Origin of the sequence: Phreatobacter stygius, from assembly GCF_005144885.1 — a bacterium.
Taxonomy (GTDB): Bacteria; Pseudomonadota; Alphaproteobacteria; order Rhizobiales; family Phreatobacteraceae; genus Phreatobacter; species Phreatobacter stygius.
On record NZ_CP039690.1, the window covers coordinates 3,439,243 to 3,456,293 of the forward strand.

At 66.3% G+C, this 17,051-nt stretch carries 19 protein-coding genes; 8 read left to right on the forward strand and 11 right to left on the reverse strand.

Annotated elements, in window-relative coordinates; genetic code table 11:
- Positions 1-11: 11 nt before the first annotated feature.
- Together groL and groES are read right to left on the reverse strand one after the other, a co-directional pair.
- On the reverse strand, positions 12-1,652 hold the full coding sequence (groL, locus tag E8M01_RS16090; RefSeq protein ID WP_136961040.1) for a chaperonin GroEL: 1,641 nt from the start codon (positions 1,650-1,652) through the stop codon (positions 12-14).
- Between the two features lie 52 nt (positions 1,653-1,704).
- Positions 1,705-1,995, reverse strand: coding sequence for a co-chaperone GroES (gene groES / locus E8M01_RS16095; protein ID WP_136961041.1), 291 nt, complete (start codon positions 1,993-1,995; stop codon positions 1,705-1,707).
- 198 nt (positions 1,996-2,193) lie between these two features.
- On the opposite strand from groES, the gene E8M01_RS16100 reads away from it, so the two are divergent.
- Positions 2,194-2,652, forward strand: a complete 459-nt coding sequence (locus tag E8M01_RS16100; RefSeq protein WP_136961042.1) for a MarR family winged helix-turn-helix transcriptional regulator — start codon at positions 2,194-2,196, stop codon at positions 2,650-2,652.
- A gap of 61 nt (positions 2,653-2,713) precedes the next feature.
- Positions 2,714-3,196, forward strand: coding sequence for a PaaI family thioesterase (locus E8M01_RS16105; RefSeq protein ID WP_136961043.1), 483 nt, complete (start codon positions 2,714-2,716; stop codon positions 3,194-3,196).
- A 2-nt stretch (positions 3,197-3,198) separates the two neighbouring features.
- Here the strand turns inward: E8M01_RS16105 and E8M01_RS16110 are convergent, their stop codons facing one another.
- The 3 genes from E8M01_RS16110 to E8M01_RS35080 all read right to left on the reverse strand — a co-directional run bounded on the left by E8M01_RS16110 (position 3,199) and on the right by E8M01_RS35080 (position 5,465).
- Positions 3,199-4,083 (reverse strand): DMT family transporter, encoded by an 885-nt coding sequence (locus E8M01_RS16110; RefSeq protein WP_246088755.1) that lies wholly within the window; start codon positions 4,081-4,083, stop codon positions 3,199-3,201.
- Positions 4,080-4,859 (reverse strand): sulfite exporter TauE/SafE family protein, encoded by a 780-nt coding sequence (locus tag E8M01_RS16115; RefSeq protein ID WP_136961044.1) that lies wholly within the window; start codon positions 4,857-4,859, stop codon positions 4,080-4,082. The genes E8M01_RS16110 and E8M01_RS16115 overlap by 4 nt, the downstream gene beginning before the upstream one ends.
- A 270-nt stretch (positions 4,860-5,129) precedes the next feature.
- Positions 5,130-5,465, reverse strand: coding sequence for a DUF1127 domain-containing protein (locus tag E8M01_RS35080; RefSeq protein WP_170181920.1), 336 nt, complete (start codon positions 5,463-5,465; stop codon positions 5,130-5,132).
- A gap of 195 nt (positions 5,466-5,660) precedes the next feature.
- Between E8M01_RS35080 and E8M01_RS16125 the strand changes: the two genes are divergently transcribed.
- On the forward strand, positions 5,661-6,542 hold the full coding sequence (locus tag E8M01_RS16125) for a LysR substrate-binding domain-containing protein (RefSeq protein ID WP_136961046.1): 882 nt from the start codon (positions 5,661-5,663) through the stop codon (positions 6,540-6,542).
- 4 nt (positions 6,543-6,546) lie between these two features.
- Entirely contained in the window at positions 6,547-6,948 is a 402-nt protein-coding gene (locus E8M01_RS16130; protein WP_136961047.1) for a GFA family protein, read from the forward strand.
- 25 nt (positions 6,949-6,973) lie between these two features.
- Here the strand turns inward: E8M01_RS16130 and E8M01_RS16135 are convergent, their stop codons facing one another.
- The gene (locus E8M01_RS16135) at positions 6,974-8,344 is read right to left on the reverse strand and encodes a glutamate--cysteine ligase (protein ID WP_136961048.1); all 1,371 of its coding nucleotides are present in this window, start codon (positions 8,342-8,344) and stop codon (positions 6,974-6,976) included.
- A gap of 325 nt (positions 8,345-8,669) precedes the next feature.
- On the opposite strand from E8M01_RS16135, the gene E8M01_RS16140 reads away from it, so the two are divergent.
- The 3 genes from E8M01_RS16140 (at position 8,670) to lepB (ending at position 11,737) form a co-directional block, all read left to right on the forward strand.
- Positions 8,670-9,356: a hypothetical protein gene (locus E8M01_RS16140; protein WP_136961049.1), complete on the forward strand. Its 687-nt coding sequence runs from the start codon at positions 8,670-8,672 to the stop codon at positions 9,354-9,356.
- Between the two features lie 109 nt (positions 9,357-9,465).
- Entirely contained in the window at positions 9,466-10,953 is a 1,488-nt protein-coding gene (gene hisS / locus E8M01_RS16145; RefSeq protein WP_136961050.1) for a histidine--tRNA ligase, read from the forward strand.
- Between the two features lie 64 nt (positions 10,954-11,017).
- Positions 11,018-11,737: a signal peptidase I gene (gene lepB / locus E8M01_RS16150; RefSeq protein ID WP_136961051.1), complete on the forward strand. Its 720-nt coding sequence runs from the start codon at positions 11,018-11,020 to the stop codon at positions 11,735-11,737.
- Positions 11,738-11,759: 22 nt separating this feature from the next.
- Here the strand turns inward: lepB and E8M01_RS16155 are convergent, their stop codons facing one another.
- The 5 genes from E8M01_RS16155 to dnaN form a co-directional block, all read right to left on the reverse strand.
- Positions 11,760-12,383: a trimeric intracellular cation channel family protein gene (locus E8M01_RS16155; RefSeq protein ID WP_246088756.1), complete on the reverse strand. Its 624-nt coding sequence runs from the start codon at positions 12,381-12,383 to the stop codon at positions 11,760-11,762.
- 4 nt (positions 12,384-12,387) lie between these two features.
- On the reverse strand, positions 12,388-13,032 hold the full coding sequence (grpE, locus tag E8M01_RS16160; RefSeq protein WP_136961052.1) for a nucleotide exchange factor GrpE: 645 nt from the start codon (positions 13,030-13,032) through the stop codon (positions 12,388-12,390).
- Positions 13,033-13,125: 93 nt separating this feature from the next.
- Positions 13,126-14,151 (reverse strand): 2-dehydropantoate 2-reductase, encoded by a 1,026-nt coding sequence (locus E8M01_RS16165; RefSeq protein ID WP_136961053.1) that lies wholly within the window; start codon positions 14,149-14,151, stop codon positions 13,126-13,128.
- A gap of 20 nt (positions 14,152-14,171) precedes the next feature.
- Positions 14,172-15,080 (reverse strand): bifunctional methylenetetrahydrofolate dehydrogenase/methenyltetrahydrofolate cyclohydrolase FolD, encoded by a 909-nt coding sequence (folD, locus tag E8M01_RS16170; protein ID WP_136961054.1) that lies wholly within the window; start codon positions 15,078-15,080, stop codon positions 14,172-14,174.
- 5 nt (positions 15,081-15,085) lie between these two features.
- Positions 15,086-16,204: a DNA polymerase III subunit beta gene (dnaN, locus tag E8M01_RS16175; protein WP_136961055.1), complete on the reverse strand. Its 1,119-nt coding sequence runs from the start codon at positions 16,202-16,204 to the stop codon at positions 15,086-15,088.
- Between the two features lie 315 nt (positions 16,205-16,519).
- On the opposite strand from dnaN, the gene E8M01_RS16180 reads away from it, so the two are divergent.
- Positions 16,520-16,969: a hypothetical protein gene (locus E8M01_RS16180; protein WP_136961056.1), complete on the forward strand. Its 450-nt coding sequence runs from the start codon at positions 16,520-16,522 to the stop codon at positions 16,967-16,969.
- Positions 16,970-17,051: the final 82 nt, after the last annotated feature.

Below are 17,051 nucleotides of genomic sequence, written 5' to 3' on the forward strand. Positions count from 1 at the left end.
GAGTGGCTGGATCAGAAATCCATGCCGCCCATGCCGCCGCCGCCCGGCATGGCCGGAGCAGCGCTTTCCTTCTTCGGCGCTTCGGCAATCATCGCGCCCGTGGTGATGAGCAGCGAAGCCACCGAGGCGGCGTTCTGCAGGGCGGTGCGAACCACCTTCACCGGGTCGACGATGCCGGCATCGAACATGTCGACATATTCTTCGGTCTGGGCGTTGAAGCCGTAGGTCGCCGACTTGCTCTCCATGATCTTGTTGACCACGATCGAACCTTCGACGCCGGCGTTCTCGACGATCTGACGGATCGGCGCTTCGATGGCCTTCAGCACGATATTGATGCCGGCCTGAACGTCGACGTTCTCCGACTTCAGCTTCGCGATGCTGGCCTTGGCGCGGAGCAGAGCGACGCCGCCGCCCGGGACGATGCCTTCCAGCACGGCCGCGCGGGTGGCGTTGAGCGCGTCGTCAACGCGATCCTTCTTCTCCTTGACTTCGATCTCGGTGGCACCGCCAACCTTGATCACCGCCACGCCACCGGCGAGCTTGGCCAGACGCTCCTGCAGCTTCTCGCGGTCGTAGTCCGAGGTGGTCTCCTCGATCTGCGCCTTGATCTGGCCGATGCGGGCCTCGATGTCCTTCTTCTTGCCGGCACCGTCGACGACCGTCGTCTTTTCCTTCTCGATCAGCACCTTCTTGGCGCGGCCGAGCATCTGGAGAGTGACGTTCTCGAGCTTGATGCCCAGGTCTTCGGAGATGACCTGGCCGCCGGTGAGGATCGCGATGTCCTCGAGCATCGCCTTGCGGCGATCGCCGAAGCCCGGAGCCTTCACGGCTGCGACCTTCAGGCCGCCGCGCAGCTTGTTGACCACGAGGGTGGCCAGAGCCTCGCCCTCGACGTCCTCGGCGACGATGATCAGCGGCTTGCCGGTCTGGACGACCGACTCGAGCACCGGCAGCATGGCCTGGAGGCCAGTCAGCTTCTTCTCGTGGATGAGGATATAGGCATCCTCGAGATCCGCGATCATCTTGTCGGCATTGGTGATGAAGTAGGGCGACAGGTAGCCGCGGTCGAACTGCATGCCTTCGACGATGTCGACTTCGGTGTCGAGGCTCTTGGCCTCTTCGACCGTGATGACGCCCTCGTTGCCGACCTTCTGCATGGCGTTGGCGATCATGTCGCCGATCAGCTTGTCGCCGTTCGCCGAGATGGTGCCGACCTGGGCGACTTCAGCCGAGGACTTGACCTTCTTGGCCGACTTTTCGAGGGTCTTGACGACCTCGAGCACAGCCTGGTCGACGCCGCGCTTCAGATCCATCGGGTTCATGCCGGCGGCGACGAACTTGGCGCCCTCACGGACGATCGCCTGGGCGAGAACGGTGGCGGTGGTGGTGCCGTCGCCGCCGAGGTCGTTGGTCTTCGAGGCCACTTCGCGCACCATCTGGGCGCCCATGTTCTCGAACTTGTCGGCGAGCTCGATCTCCTTGGCGACGGTGACGCCGTCCTTGGTGATGCGCGGCGCGCCGAACGACTTTTCGATGACGACGTTGCGGCCCTTGGGGCCGAGCGTCACCTTGACGGCTTCGGCGAGGATGTCGACGCCGCGCAGCATTTTCTCGCGCGCGTCCTGGGCGAATTTCACGTCCTTGGCAGCCATTGGCTTACTCCTGTCGGAAAGAACTAAAGGGGAGGGGCTGGGCGGTGCGAAATTACTTCGCGATCACGCCCATGATGTCGCTCTCCTTCATGATGAGGAGGTCGACGCCGTCGATCTTCACTTCCGTGCCCGACCACTTGCCGAAGAGCACCTTGTCGCCCTTCTTCACGTCGAGCGGAACCAGCTTGCCGGCTTCGTCACGGGCACCGGCGCCGACGGCGATCACTTCGCCTTCCTGCGGCTTTTCCTTGGCGGTATCCGGGATGATGATGCCGCCCTTGGTCTTCTCCTCGGACTCCAGGCGACGAACGACCACGCGGTCGTGCAGCGGACGGAACTTCATGGGTTGATGGTCCCTGAAATGAGCGGCGCGAAGGCCGCAGAATATCGTGGCGGCCGAGATCGGCCGAGCTGTTAGCACTCGTGTAGCGTGACTGCTAACAGCTGGTCGGGGAGATAAGCGTATGGCCGGAGAGAGTCAAGAACGCGCCGCTCGCGACCAAAACTTGACGTCGCCCTTGTCTCGCCGGATCGTGACGACATGAAGACGGCCCCCGATCAAGCCACGCTGACGCGGATCGCGCGTTCCTGCATCTGTTTCCAGACGCGCATGACCGCCCATGCGGTGACGCGCGCCTATAACCGGATCCTCGCCCCGCTCGGCCTGGAGGTGACCCAGTTCAACATCCTGGCGGCGCTGGCCTCGGGACATGTGGCCTCGGTTACCGCCTTGTCCGATGTGCTGGCGCTCGACCGCACCACCATGACCCGCAATCTGAAGCGGCTCGAGACATCCGGCCTGGTCAGCGTTTCCAGCGGCCCAGGCCGGGCGATGAAGCCGGAACTGACCGAGACCGGCACCGGCCTCCTGTCCACCGCCATCCCGCTCTGGGAGGCTGAACATGCCCGGATGGAGGGAGCCGTGGGCGCGGCGCTGTGGCACGACACCCGCGAGGGCTTGCGCGCCATTCGCAGGACGCTGAAGGCGCGCGAGGCCTGAGCGGCGGCGCTTGACCGGCCGTGGCAGCATCCGTAACGTGCAGTTACACGATAGGTGACAGATGACGATTCATTACGGTGTTGTTCCGCCCGCTGAAGCCGCCGCCCAGGATGGCATCGATTTTCTGCGCGACATGCTTGCCGGGCGCCACCCGGCGCCGCCGATCGCCAAGACCATGGGTTTCCTGCTGGTCGAGGTCGAGCCCGGAAAGGCCGTGTTCGAGGGCACGCCGTCAGCCGATTTCTACAATCCGCTGGCCACCATCCATGGCGGCTGGCACGCCACCATGCTGGATTCGGCACTCGGCTGCGCCGTCCATACCGTCATCAAGGCGGGGCAGGGCTATACCACTGTCGAGATGAAGGTGAATTATGTCCGCGCGCTTCTGCCCGACGCCGGCGTCCTGCGCTGCGAAGGCAAGGTCATTCATGCCGGCGGCCGGATCGCCACGTCCGAGGCGCGCCTGACCGACGCCAAGGGCCGTCTGATCGCCCATGGCACCGAAACCTGCATGATCTTCGAAGCCCGCCCGCCGGCAGCCTGACCTCAGCGGCCGGTTTGCCGCCGCGCGACCGCCAGGCAGGCGGCGATGATCAGCGCCGCGCCGGCCCAGGTCGTCCAGCTGGGCACTTCGCCGAAGGCGAGATAGCCGAGCGCCGAGCCCCAGATCAGCGCGCTGTATTCGAGCACGCCGAGCGGGCCGGCATTGGCGCGCGCAAAGGCCCAGGCCATGCACAGGTGGCCGGCGAGGCCGAGCAGGCCGATGCCGGCGAACAGCACCCAGGAGCGCGGGTCCGGGGTCTCCCAGACCATGTAGGCGAAGGGCGCGATCATGAGCATGGGGAAGAGGTTCTGGAACAGCACGATCAGTCCGAGCGCGTCGGTCTGGGCGCGTTGTCTGAGCAGCACCAGATTGGCTGCGTAGAAGAATGCGCTGAGGATCGCCGCGGCGATGCCGAGAATGCGGGTGAGATCGAACACGCCGCCGCCGACCTTGCCGGCGACGATGATCGCCATGCCGATGAAACCGACGACGATGGCGATCATCACCGCCGGAGAAATCGCTTCCTTGAGGATCAGGGCCGCGAGTGCGGCGAGAAACAGCGGCGACAGGAAGGCGAGCGTGATCGCCTCGGCGAGCTCCAGCTTGGCCAGGGCATAAAAGAACAGGCCGGCGGTCAGCACCACCAGTGCGCCGCGGAACAGATGGGCGCGGACCATTTCCCTGCCAGGCATGGGCGGCCGCAGCACGGCGAGCGCCAGGATCGCCCAGGGCAGGCCGCAGGCAAAGCGCATGAACACGATCTGGGGTGTCGCATGGGCCGCGGCGACACTCTTGATCAGCGCGTCCATCAGCGCCAGCAGGAAGACCCCGAAGGCTCCGACCAGGAATGGCATGGGAACTGGCGATTTGGATGGGCGGGTCGTCATGTCGGCCACAATGCGCGGATCGCATCCCAGAGCAGCTTGGCGCCGGCGATTCCGACCAGGCCATAACAAAGACCGTAGAGCTTTTCACGCGACAGGCCGTCATGCAGCCGCCGGCCGATCAGCACGCCGACCGGCACGATCGGCGCGAGCGCCAGCGCCTTGACGAACACCCCCGGCTGGTCGAGCCCCGAATAGACGAAGCCCGGCAGCTTGATCAGATTGCCGAGCGTGAACACGACGATGGTGGTTGCCGCATAGGCGGTCTTGGTCAGATCGCGGCGCAGCAGATACATGGCGAGCGGCGGGCCGCCGGCATGGGCGATATAGGTGGTGAAGCCGGCCCCGGCACTGGCGGCGAGCGCCAGGCGTGGCGATACCGGCAGGCTTGGCGCGGCGGCGCCGGTTTTCAGGAAATAGCGGGCGGTAAAGGCAAGCGTGATCACTGCGATGATCAGCGCGAGAACGCGCTGGTCGACATATTCAAACACCATGAACCCGGCAAGGGTGCCGGCGACCAGGCCCGGCAGCAGCCAGGCCAGATCGGGCTTTGACCAGGCGCTGCGCGGAAAGCTGCCGATCGCGAAAATGTCCATGAAGGCGACGAGCAGGGCGGTGACGATCGACGCCTGGATCGGATCCATGACCAGCGCCAGCAGCGGAATGCCGAGGATCGCCAGGCCGCCGCCGAAGGCGCCCTTGCCGAGCCCCATCAGGAAGGTCGCGGTGATGCCGACGGCATAAAAGGCTGGATCGGTTGGGAAGGCCGCAAGCGTCATGAGCGATTGCTATCTGCGTTGCGCGGGTCGCGATAGGTCGGCCGGAGCGATGCAACCATGCGCGGCCTTGCGATGGCGCGCGCGGAAACAAGAAAAAAGCCGCCGCGGCGGACCACGGCGGCTTGAGGTTGTCCCGAGTGGCGGGCGAGGGGACGACCGGCCCTCGGGACAGGCTGTGCGGAGCGCGGGGTAAGGCTCTCCGCGCAAAATGCGTGGGAACAACGTGGCCAGGCGTTTCTCCGTTCCACTGAAACGGAGAAACGCCTGGGATCAATTGCAGGTGGCGACGCGCGGCAGATGACTGACGACGTCGGGGACGATCGACGGGCCGGTGACGGCGACTACCTGCGGCCGGCGGCCATGGCCACGTTCGGCGGCACGGGTCGCGACGATCACAGTCGGATCGCCGAAATATCCGGCTGCCGTGGCGTCTCGAAGATCGCCTCGCGACAAGCCGAGGTCGGCGAGCGTTTTGTCGTCCATCTCGCACAGGGCAGCATAGTCCTGTCGCGCCTGACGCCAGGAATTGATCACCTGGACCTGACGACGCGCAACGCCGACCACCGAGAAAAAGGCGGAAGCGAGAGTAGCGGTGATCATAGCCATGAGGTGTCTCCTTTCAGACATCATGCGGACAAGCAGCACCTGACGCTCGTGCCGGGTGGCACGTGCGGCCGGGAATCTCCCGTGCGAATGGACGCTTTCCGATGGGCAAACGATCGCACATTGAGATTGATCATTGAAGCGAATGTTTTTAATGTCTCTCATCAGAGACGTTGATGCGAACCTTTTGGGCACCCCATGGCCATTCTTCTCGACATCGATCAATTGCGAACCTTCATGGCGATTGCCGATACCGGCAGCTTCACCCGGGCGGCGGACGTGGTGTTCAAGACCCAGTCGGCCGTGTCCATGCAGATGAAGCGGCTGGAGGAGCGGGTCGGCAAGGCGCTGTTCGAACGCGACGGCCGCGCTTCGCGGCTGACCGAGGATGGCGAGCGCCTGCTCGACTACGCCCGGCGCATTGTGAAGCTCAACATGGAGGCGGTTTCGGCCTTTTCCGGCGCCGAACTGACCGGCCGGGTCCGACTCGGCGTGCCGGACGACTATGCCGACCGCTATTTGCCGGAAATCCTGGCGCGGTTCTCGCGGTCGAACCCGCGGGCCGAAGTGACGGTGGTCTGCGAACCCTCGTCCATGCTGGCCGAACGCATTCAGGCCAATGATCTCGACATCGCCATCATCACCCATCGGCCGGAAAAGGGCCCGGCCCTGGTGTTCCGGCGCGAACAGCTGCTCTGGGTCGCCTCCGCCCGCGCTTCGGTCCATTGCGACGATCCGGTGCCCCTGGCCGTCGGCCGGCCGACCTGCGACTGGCGCCGCGCCGCCACCGAAAGGCTGGAGAGCGCCGGACGCGCCTATCGCATCCTCTATGCCAGCTGGAACTCGACCGCGGTCGGTGCCGCCGTCATGGCCGGGCTCGCCGTCTCGGTGCTGCCGGAATCGGCCCTGCGTCCCGGCATGCGTGTGCTGCAGGCCGCGGACGGCTTCCCGGCGCTGCCGAGCGTGCGCATCGCGCTGCTGCGCAACCCCCACGAAATGTCGGCGCTCGCCGACGCGCTGGCCGACCACGTGGTGTCCGGCCTCGACAACCTCAGCGAACACGCGCAAGCCGCCGAATAGTCCGATGGGGCGCCATTTCGGCTCATGCCATTGTGGCGCGGTCAGCTTCCGGCTCGATGCCGATATCGTCGAGCTGACGACCTGCGACTGTTCGCTTTGCGCCAAGCGCAATGCCCTCATGACCAAGGTCCACGAGAGCCAATTGACCATCCTGTCCGGCGCCGACGCGCTGAGGCTCTATGAATGGAATACGCGCCGCGCCAAGCACTATTTCTGTTCGGTCTGCGGCATCTACACCTTTCACCGCAAGCGCGCCGCGCCCGACCACTACGGGGTCAATATCTTCTGCCTGGATGATTTCGACCCGTCGGCGGTGCCGGTGCGCGCGACCGAGGGCATCGGCATGACGGTTGTCGATCCGGCCGCCCGCGACCAATGGCCGGGGCCGCGCGACCCGGCGGTGTGACGCGCCGGCACGCGGCGCGAGGTGATCAATAGGCCAGTTCGTCGAACACCGGCTCGATCTGGCCCTGCCATGGGCCAAGATATTTCTCGATCAGTGTCTCCGCGGCGGTGCGGCCGTCGTCAACGATCATCTGGATCGGCTCGAGGTAACGCGTCTCGTCGCAGCCATTGATGTCGAGACGGTCGCGCCGGCGCAGGCCGGCACGCGCCAGCGTCAGCATCTGGCGCGCCAGTTCCTGCACCGTGATGCCGCGGATCTCGGCCTTGAAACCGAGCTTCGGCACGTCCTCGCGCAGTTTCTGCCGCTCCTCCGCGGTCCAGTGCTTGACGATGTCCCAGGCCGCATCGAGCGCACCGTCATCATAGAGCAGGCCGACGAACAGGGCAGGCAGCGCGACGATCCGCGACAGCGGTCCTGAATCGGCGCCGCGCATTTCCAGATAGCGCTTGAGCCGGACCTCGGGGAAGATCGTGCCGAGATGGTTGACCCAGTCGGACAAGACCGCGCGCTCGCCGGGCAGTGAATTGAGCGTTCCCGCCATCAGGTCGCGAAACGAGGCACCGGCGACATCATGATAGATGTCGCCGCGTTTGACGAAATACATGGGGACGTCGAGCGCATAGTCGACGTAACGCTCGAAGCTCATGCCGTCCTCGAAGGCGAAAGGCAGCATCCCCGACCGGTTGTTGTCGGTATCGAGCCAGACTGCCGAGCGGAACGACAGATAGCCGTTGAGCTTGCCCTCGGTGAACGGCGAATTGGCGAAGATCGCGGTGGCGACCGGCTGCCAGGCGAGCGAGACCCTGAGCTTCTTGACCATGTCGGCTTCCGAGCCGAAGTCGACATTGGCCTGCACGGTCGAGGTCCGGTACATCATGTCGAGGCCGAGGCTGCCGACCTGCGGCATGTAGCGCGTCATGATCTGGTAGCGCGATTTCGGCATGACCGGCGTTTCGGCGCGTGACCATTTCGGACTCATGCCGAGCCCGAGAAAGCCGATGCCCATGGGATCGGCGATCTCGCGCACCTGGGCGAAATGGGCATGTGCCTCCATCCAGGTCTGGTGCAGCGTCTCGAACGGCGCGCCCGACAATTCGAACTGGCCGCCAGGTTCCAGCGAGATCGCGCCGCCGCCGGTGACATCGGCGAGCCCGATGATATTGCCGTCGTCGACAATCGGCTCCCAGCCGAGCAATCCTTCCATGCCTTCGAGGATCTTGGCGATGCCACGTGGGCCGCCATAGGGCACGGGCTGATGATCGGCGCGGTAGAAGCCGAATTTCTCGTGCTCCGTCCCGACCCGGAAGCGGTCTTTCGGTTTCACGCCCTTTTCGATCCATGCGACCAGTTCGTCGCGAGATTCGATCGGCGTGAGGTCGACGGTATCACGAGCCATCGGCATGTCCTGAGCGGGAGGCGGTTACGGGCCGGGCAACAAACCACGACGCCGCGGAGGCGGGATAGTCCGGGGAGATAACGATGACGCGACCATTTCGAAAGGGGAGACGGTCATAGTGCTGCCATCCGGCAAACACAATGCAGCCCTGACCAGGCGGCTGCATGGCCGCTCCCCGCTGCGTCCTGCCCCAGCCTCTCAGGCTCAGCCGTCGCGGCAGCCAAGTCATATTGCCGGAGCCAAGTCATCTTGCCGGGCGGTCGGGCATGATATGGCGGCCATGATATCGTCAGGCTCGCGATTCGACCGGAGGCCAGTCTCGCCAATGCATCCGACCGCCCTGAAACGCTGTGCGCTCGCCGCCGGCCTCCTCGCGTGGCCGCTCGCCGCTGAAGCGCAGACCCCGCCCTCGACCGGGGCGACGCCGGCGCCCGTGCAGCAGGCGGTGCCGCCGGTCCAGCAGGCGCCCGACACCGTGCTGCCGGCGCCGGTTGGCCCGGCTGCGGTCGACATCTCCGCCGCCATCAAGCGGGCCCAGGAGGCGGCCAGCGCCGGCCGTTCGACCGAGGCGCTCGATGCCCTCGACGAGGCCGCGGTGACGATCTGGGAACGCATGCCGCTGACCGTGCGCCGGGCGACCCTGGTCGCCGAGGAGCCGCAGGGTTATGGCGTGTTCAACCCGCGCGATTCATCGAGTTTCGACGCCGGCCAGCCCTTGCTCGTCTATGTCGAGCTCAACGGCCAGGGCTGGCGCCGCTCCGGCGATCTGTTCCGCACCGACCTGGTGCTCGACTTCGAGCTGCGCACCAAGGACGGCCAGGCGCTGGTCGCCCAGCAGGCCTTCAACACGATCGCCACCGCCAGCCGGCGGCGCAATCGCGAATTCTTCGTCTATGTCACCTATTCCTTCTCGGGCGTCGAGCCTGGCGACTATGTCGTGCGCACCACGGTGCGTGACCGCGCCGGCAGCAAGCAGACCTCGTTCGACCTGTCTTTTACCGTCAAGCCATAGCCCGTGCGAGACATCCGGGTCAGCTGGCCGCCGATCCGGCCTGCGGTCGACATCGAACCGAGGGTGCGCTAGCAAGCGGGCCTGAAGTTTCGCGCCAAAAGGCCGCCTCATGTCCGAGAATCCGAAAAAGAAAGCCGGCCCCCTGGCCCGCCTGCCGCGCGGCTTCGCCGATCGCGGGCCGGCCGAGATCGCCGCCACCAATGCCATGCTCGAGACCATCCGCAAGGTCTACGAGCTCTATGGTTTCGAGGCGGTGGAGACCCCGGCCTTCGAATTCACCGATGCGCTCGGCAAGTTCCTGCCAGACCAGGACCGGCCGAACGAGGGCGTCTTCTCGCTGCAGGACGACGACGAGCAGTGGCTGTCCCTGCGTTACGACCTGACCGCGCCGCTGGCGCGCTACGTCGCCGAGAATTTCGACGCCCTGGCGAAACCTTATCGCAGCTATCGCGCGGGCTATGTCTTCCGCAACGAGAAGCCCGGCCCCGGCCGGTTCCGCCAGTTCATGCAGTTCGATGCCGACACCGTGGGCTCGGCGACGCCGGCAGCCGATGCCGAAATCTGCATGATGGCTGCCGATACCATGGAAGCGCTCGGCATCCAGCGCGGCGACTATGTCGTCAGGATCAACAACCGCAAGGTTCTCGACGGCGTGCTGGAGGCGATCGGCCTCGGCGGCGACGACAATGCCGGCAAGCGGCTGACTGTGCTCAGGGCAATCGACAAGCTGGACAAGTTCGGCCCCGAGGGGGTCGGGCTGCTGCTGGGGCCCGGGCGCAAGGACGAAAGCGGCGATTTCACCAAGGGCGCCGGGCTGGACGAGCCGGCGATCAGCCGCGTGCTGGCTTTCACCGCGGCCAAGGGGGCTGACGCTCAGACCACGCTGGCCAATCTCGATCGGGTTGTCGACGGCTTCGAACGCGCTGCGGCCGGGGTTGGCGAATTGCGCACCATGGCCGGCTTGTTCGCCGCCGGCGGTTACGGCGAGGACCGCATCGTCATCGACCCCTCGGTCGTGCGTGGCCTCGAATATTACACGGGGCCCGTCTACGAGGTCGAACTGACCTTCCCGGTCACCAATGACGAAGGCCAGGTGGTGCGTTTCGGTTCGGTCGCCGGCGGCGGCCGTTATGACGGCCTGATCGCCCGCTTTCGCGGCGAAGAGGTGCCGGCCGCAGGCTTCTCGATCGGCGTCTCCAGGCTCGCCGCCGCCTTGAAATCGCTTGGCAAGCTCGACGCCGCCGCCATCCCCGGCCCGATCGTCGTGCTGGTCATGGACAAGGACCGGGTCGCCGACTACCAGGCCATGGTCACCGAACTGCGCCGCGCCGGCATTCGGGCCGAGATCTATCTCGGCTCGTCCGGCATGAAGGCGCAGATGAAATATGCCGACCGGCGCGGCGCGCCGGCGGTGATCATCCAAGGCTCGAACGAACTCGCCGCCGGCGAGGTGATGATCAAGGATCTGGTCGCCGGCGCGGAAGCGGCCAAGTCGATCACCGACAATGCCGAATGGCGGGCGGCGCGGCCGGCGCAGTTCGCCGCCCCGCGCGCCGGACTGGTGCAGGCGATCCAGGACCTCCTGAGCAAGAGCTGAAGACCGCCCCATCCTGGCCGCATTCGACAAGGATGGTCCGGCCGCATCGTTCGGACCCCTTTTCATGTCGAAGATTCGCGACCTCGCCAACACCATCATCGGCGCGCTGGCCATCGTGGTGGTGCTGCGCTCCTTTGCTTTTGCCACCTATCATATCCCGAGCGAAAGCATGGTGCCGACGCTCGAGGTTGGCGACCGCGTCGCGGCGGTCAAATTCCCCTATGGCTACAGCCGTTTCTCCCTGGTCGGCGGCGACTACCTGCCGCGCTTCCCCGGTGAGACCGGCCGCATTCCGGCGGCCATGCCGGCGCGCGGCAATGTCGCGGTGTTCCGCCACCCGGTCTCGGGCGAGGACTTCATCAAGCGGGTGGTCGGCCTGCCGGGCGACCGGGTGGCGATCCGCGAGGGCCGCGTCTGGCTGAACGGTGCCGCGGTGCCGCTCGCCGAATCCGGCCATTGGACCTATCGCGACCCGTCCGGTGCGATCGTCGCCGTCACCGCTTATCGGGAGACCCTTCCCGGCGCCGAGCCACACACCATCCTGCTGCGCGACCGGCGCAGCCCGATGAGCGACATGGCCGAGGCGATCGTTCCCGAAGGCCGGCTGTTCATGCTTGGCGACAACCGGGACAATTCCTCCGACAGCCGGTTCTCGTCGATGGGCTTCGTGCCGGTCGAGAACCTGATCGGCCGCGCCGACGCGATCCTCTATTCATTCGCCAGTTGCGCCGGTGAGGCCGGCCTGCGCTGCGCGCCGCGTCGCATGCTCGAGCGCGTCGAATAAGGCCCGGGGGATCGCTCGCCCGTTACTCGTCGCGCCGGCTGCCATATTGCGGCAAGGACAGGCCATGGGTGATCGCCAGCGCCCGCGCGACGAAGGCGACCGCAAAGCCGAACAGCGCGGGAAGCGGCGAGGGGACGACCGACGAGGTCAGGGCGAAGACGATCGCGCCGGCCAGCGCCGCGGTCACATAGATGTCGCGCTTGAGCACCAGGGGCACGTCGCCGGCCATGACGTCTCTGATGATGCCGCCGAAGGTCGCGGTGACGACGCCGAGCAGGATCGCCGAGATCGCCGGGGCGCCGGCCGCGAAACCCCTGGCCGTGCCGCTGACGGCAAATAGCGCAAGTCCGACCGCGTCGGCCCAGAGCAGGATCCGCGCGCGACTTTCCTTCTCGAACTGATGCGCCGTGAAAAAGGCGACGATCGAGACGACGGCGCAGATGATGACCACCGTCGGATCGAAGATCCAGGCCAGTGGCGTCGCCCCGATCAGGAGATCGCGCAGCGTGCCGCCGCCGATCCCCGTCACGGTGCCGAGCATGATGAAGCCGAAAGGGTCCATCGACTTGCGCGCCGCGACCATCGCTCCGGTGAGGGCGAAGACGCCCACGCCGATCAGCTCGATGGCCGGCTGGACCCCGGTCACTCCCTCATGCGCCTTCGGAGGACGCCGCGGCCGGAGCCGTCTTCGGCCCACCCTTGGAGACGCCGACCAGGGCCGGGCGCAGCACCCGCTCGCCGATGACGTAGCCGGCCTGGACCGTTTGCACCACCGTGCCATTGGGCACGTCCGGATTGGGCAGTTCGAACATGGCCTGATGCAGGTTGGGGTCGAATTTCTGGCCGTCCGGCTCGATCTTCTTGACGCCGTGCTTCTCCAGCGTCTTGAGCAGTTCGCGCTCGGTCAGGCTGATGCCGTCGACGAAGGCCTTCAGCGGTCCGTCTTCGGCCTGGGCCTCGGCAGGCGCGCTGTCGAAGGCGCGGCGGATATTGTCGGCGACGCTCAGCATGTCGCGGGCAAACGAGGCGACGCCATAGACCTTGGCGTCGGCCACTTCGCGCTCGGTGCGCTTCCTGAGATTTTCCATCTCGGCCAGCGTGCGCAACAGCCGGTCCTTCATGTCACGGGCCTCGGCGCGCGCGGCGGCAAGCTCCGCCTCGCGCGGATCGCCGGTGTCGCCCTCGGCCTCCTCGTGCTTGGGCACGTCCAGGGCCGGATCGGCGCCCGGCGGGTTCTCGTGGGCCGGGGCATCATCGATGGGCGCGAACTCATGCGCTTTATTCGGGTTGTTCATGGCAACTCGCTGACTACGGACAAAGGGGTTGGGCCCGATATCGAGCCTTGCGCGCCGGAAATCAAGGTTGGCGACGCGCGGGGCAGGGACCGATCATGGCTGGTGAAGGCGCTGTAGCAGGTCTGGGCCGGAATAACGCCGCGATCCGCCGGGATGTTTCACCAGATCTGCCATCGCGGCATTTTTCGGTGCGGTCAGGCCATGCGCCGTCGCCAGGCGGACGATCGCACCGCAGAGATCGTCGATTTCGGTCGTCCGCCCGGCGTGGATGTCGTCCCACATCGACGAGCGGGCTGACGAATCGATCTTCAGCATGCTGGCGGCGATGCGCGAAAAAGCCCAGGTCGGCAGGCGCAGGATGGTCGGGATGAGGCGCGGCGGGGCCGCGCCGACCTTGGCGGGCCTGATGCCGGCCTTGCGCATCACGTCAAGCGCCTCGTCCTGGAGTGCCGCCAGCACGCGCCGGTAGCCGGCATCCAGCAACTCCTCGCGCAGTGGCAGTCCAGCCAGCGCATTCACCGGATTATTGAGGTTCAACAGGAGCTTGCCCCATTGTACCGCGGCCATGTCGGCGGCCAGTTTGAGCGGCAGCCCGGCCCGTGCGAACGCGGCCTCGACGGACCGGCATGCGACATGGTCTTCGGCATATAACTGGCCCGACGTCGCCCGATGGGCGGTCAGCCGGCCGTCGCTGCCCGTCGTCAGCACGACGTTGAACGGCACCATTCCGGCGAGCGCCTGGCACCCGGGTGCGGCGCTGCGGATCCGATCGCCGTTGTCGATGCCGTTCTGCAGCGACAGGATCGGCGTGCCCTGAGCAAAGGCTGCGCCGATCTCGCCGGCGGCCGTGACGGTCGCGCCGCCTTTGGTACACAACAGGACAAAGCTCGGCTGGCCACCCGCCGCGGCCTCCGCGACGGTGTCGACCGCGACGAAACATCTTGGTTCGAGCGCGGCGCGAAAGCCGTCGAGGTCGCTGACCACGAGGCCATGGCCTTCCAGCGCATCAGCAATGCGCCGCCGCGCCACGAACACCACCTGCTCGCCCGCTGCCGCCAACCGGCCGCCGACATGGCAGCCGATGGCGCCGGCGCCGACAATGACGAACCGGGTTGCCATTGTCGGTCCCTCCGTTGTGGTCAGGCTCCGAAAACCGGCCGTGGCAGGCCTTCGCGAAGATGCGCCGCGGTCACGGTATTGGCCATCAGCAACGCAATGGTCATGGGTCCGACACCGCCGGGCACCGGCGTGATCGCCCGGGCGATTTCGGCCGCCTCCCGGGTTGCCACGTCGCCGACCAGGCGCGTCCTGCCTTCGCCGCGCTCCGGCGCCGGAATGCGGTTGATGCCGACATCGACGACCACCGCACCGGGCCTGATCCAGTCGCCGCGGATCATTTCCGGGCGGCCGACGGCCGCGACCAGCACGTCGGCGCGACGGCAGACGGCGGCAAGATCGGCGGTCTTGGAATGGGCGATGGTGACGGTTGCGTCGCGCTGCAACAGCAACTGGGCGATCGGCTTGCCGACGATATTCGACCGTCCGACGACGACGGCCTGCTTGCCGGCAAGCGATGGCCCCAGCACGCTTTCGATCAGGATCAGCGAACCGGCTGGCGTGCAGGGCACCAGGGCGCGCGCCGTGGCACCGCTGCCGAGCAGCCCGACATTGACCGGATGGAAGCCGTCGACGTCCTTGGCCGGATCGACGGCCATCAGCACCCGGTCGGTGTCGATCGTCCTGGGCAATGGCAATTGCACCAGGATGCCGTCAATGCCGGGATCGGCATTGAGCCGTGCCACCAGGGCCAGCAGTTCGGCCTCGGTGGTCGTCACCGGCAGGTTATGCTGCTCCGAGCGGAAACCCGCGGCCTCGGCCTCGCGGCTCTTGTTGCGGACATAGACCTGGCTTGCCGGGTCCTCGCCGACCAGCACCACGGCGAGCCCTGGTGGGCGACCCGCCCGGGGGGTGAAGGCCGAAGCCGCGGCGCGCGCTTTGGCGAGCACGGTCTGAGCGATCGCCTTGCCGTCGATGATCTCGGCAGCCATTGGCGTCACACCCGCATCGGCATGAGCACATAGAGCGCGCCCGGGCCGGTCGGATCCTGAATAAGGGTGGGCGAGCCCGGATCGGCCAGCTTCAGTTCGATGGTGTCGCCATCGACCTGACCGGTGATGTCGAGCAGATAGCGCGAATTGAAGCCGATATCGATGGCATCCGCCTCATAGGACACCTCGACCTCTTCGGTCGCGCTGCCGGAATCCGGATTGGTCACCGACAGTGTCAGCTTGCCGTCGGCGGCCGACAGCTTCACCGCCCGGCCGCGCTCCGACGACACCGTCGACACGCGGTCGACCGCTGCGGCGAACTCGGACTTCTCGACCGTCAGGATCTTGTCGTTGCCGAGCGGGATGACGCGGGCATAGTCGGGGAAGGTGCCGTCGATCAGCTTGGAGGTCAGCACGGTCTCGCCGAAGCGGAAGCGCACCTTGGCGGTCGACAGTTCGACCGTGACGGTGGCTTCGGGGTCGTCGGCCAGGCGCTGCACCTCGGCGACCGTCTTGCGCGGCACGATGACGCCGGGCATGCCGATGGCGCCCTGCGGCGCCTCGAATTCGACCTGGGCGAGCCGGTGACCGTCGGTCGCCACAGCGCGGATCAGGCTGACGCCGGCCTTCTCGACCGTGTGGATATAGATGCCGTTCAGATAATAGCGTGTCTCTTCGGTCGAGATGGCGAACTGGGTCTTGTCGATCAGCCGCTTCAGGTCCTTGGCGGCAACCTCGAAACTGTGGCTCATCTCGCCCGCTGCGATATCCGGGAAATCGCTCTCGGGGATCGTCTGCAAGGTGAAGCGCGAGCGTCCGGCGCGCACCGCGAGCGTGCCTTTGTCGCCCACCGTCTCGATCACCACCTGCGAGCCGTCGGGCAATTTGCGCACGATGTCGTAGATCATGTGGGCTGGCACCGTGGTGCCGCCGGACTGGCCGACCTCGGCGGCCAGGCTCTCGACCACTTCGATGTCGAGATCGGTCGCCTTCAGGCGCAGCGACTGGCCGTCGGCGCGCATCAGCACATTGGACAGGACCGGGATCGTGTTGCGCCGCTCGACGACGCGATGCACGTGTCCGAGGGATTTCAGGAGCTGGGCCCGCTCAACGGTCACCTTCATCAACGCTGCTCCAAGACATGACCAGGGCGTGCCATCAGGCCGCCCCTCAAAAACAAGGGCCGACAGTCAAGCCTGCCGACGCGCGCGTTTCAAGGTGTGCGCTGCACATGCGAACAGCTTTCAACCCCGGTTTGGCCGATTGCGCAAGCGCCGCTTCGCCGGTTGCGGCATTCCGGGCTGATTTCGTCGGAATCAACGGCTTGCGCGGGTCGGCTGCGCGGTCTCGGCATGCCGCCGAGCCTTGAATTGGCCACTGAAAGAGAGAAGAATCGCTTGGTAATTTTGCATGCCACCGGCCGGTGGGAGGAGTTCGTCATGTCTTTCGTCATGTCCAAGGAATGGCTTGAACGGCAATTGCGGGCGTCGCGCCGTTGCGCGGGGCCCGGTCTCTTGGCTCTCGCAGCCGCGGTCGCGGTCGTGCCGCTCCTGCTGACCGCGCCGGCTTCCGCCGATCGCTTTGGTGGTGCGCCTGGAGGCGATCGGTTCCAGATCGAGGATCCGCGCAACCGGGTGACGGTCTCGGTGCGTACGGTGCCGGTCGGCGCCTTCTGCGTGCGGGCGGTGGAAGCGGTCGGCTATGATCCGAGGCTCAATCAGCGGCTTTACCACGTCCGCTTCAATTCCGGTGTCATGGCGAGCTTGGGCGTCACCGCTTACGAGAACGCACTGTCCAGCGCCCGCACCGAGCGCGATGCCGTGCAGGGGCTGGAATATGCCCAGCGCGACGCCGCGCCGTTCCGGCGCAACCCCGGCGATTGCATCTGAGCGCCGGGACGCACAAGGCCCTGATCGACGACCGCCCGATCGATGGCGGTCTGACGAGCGCAGTCGAGGCGCGCCGGGCATG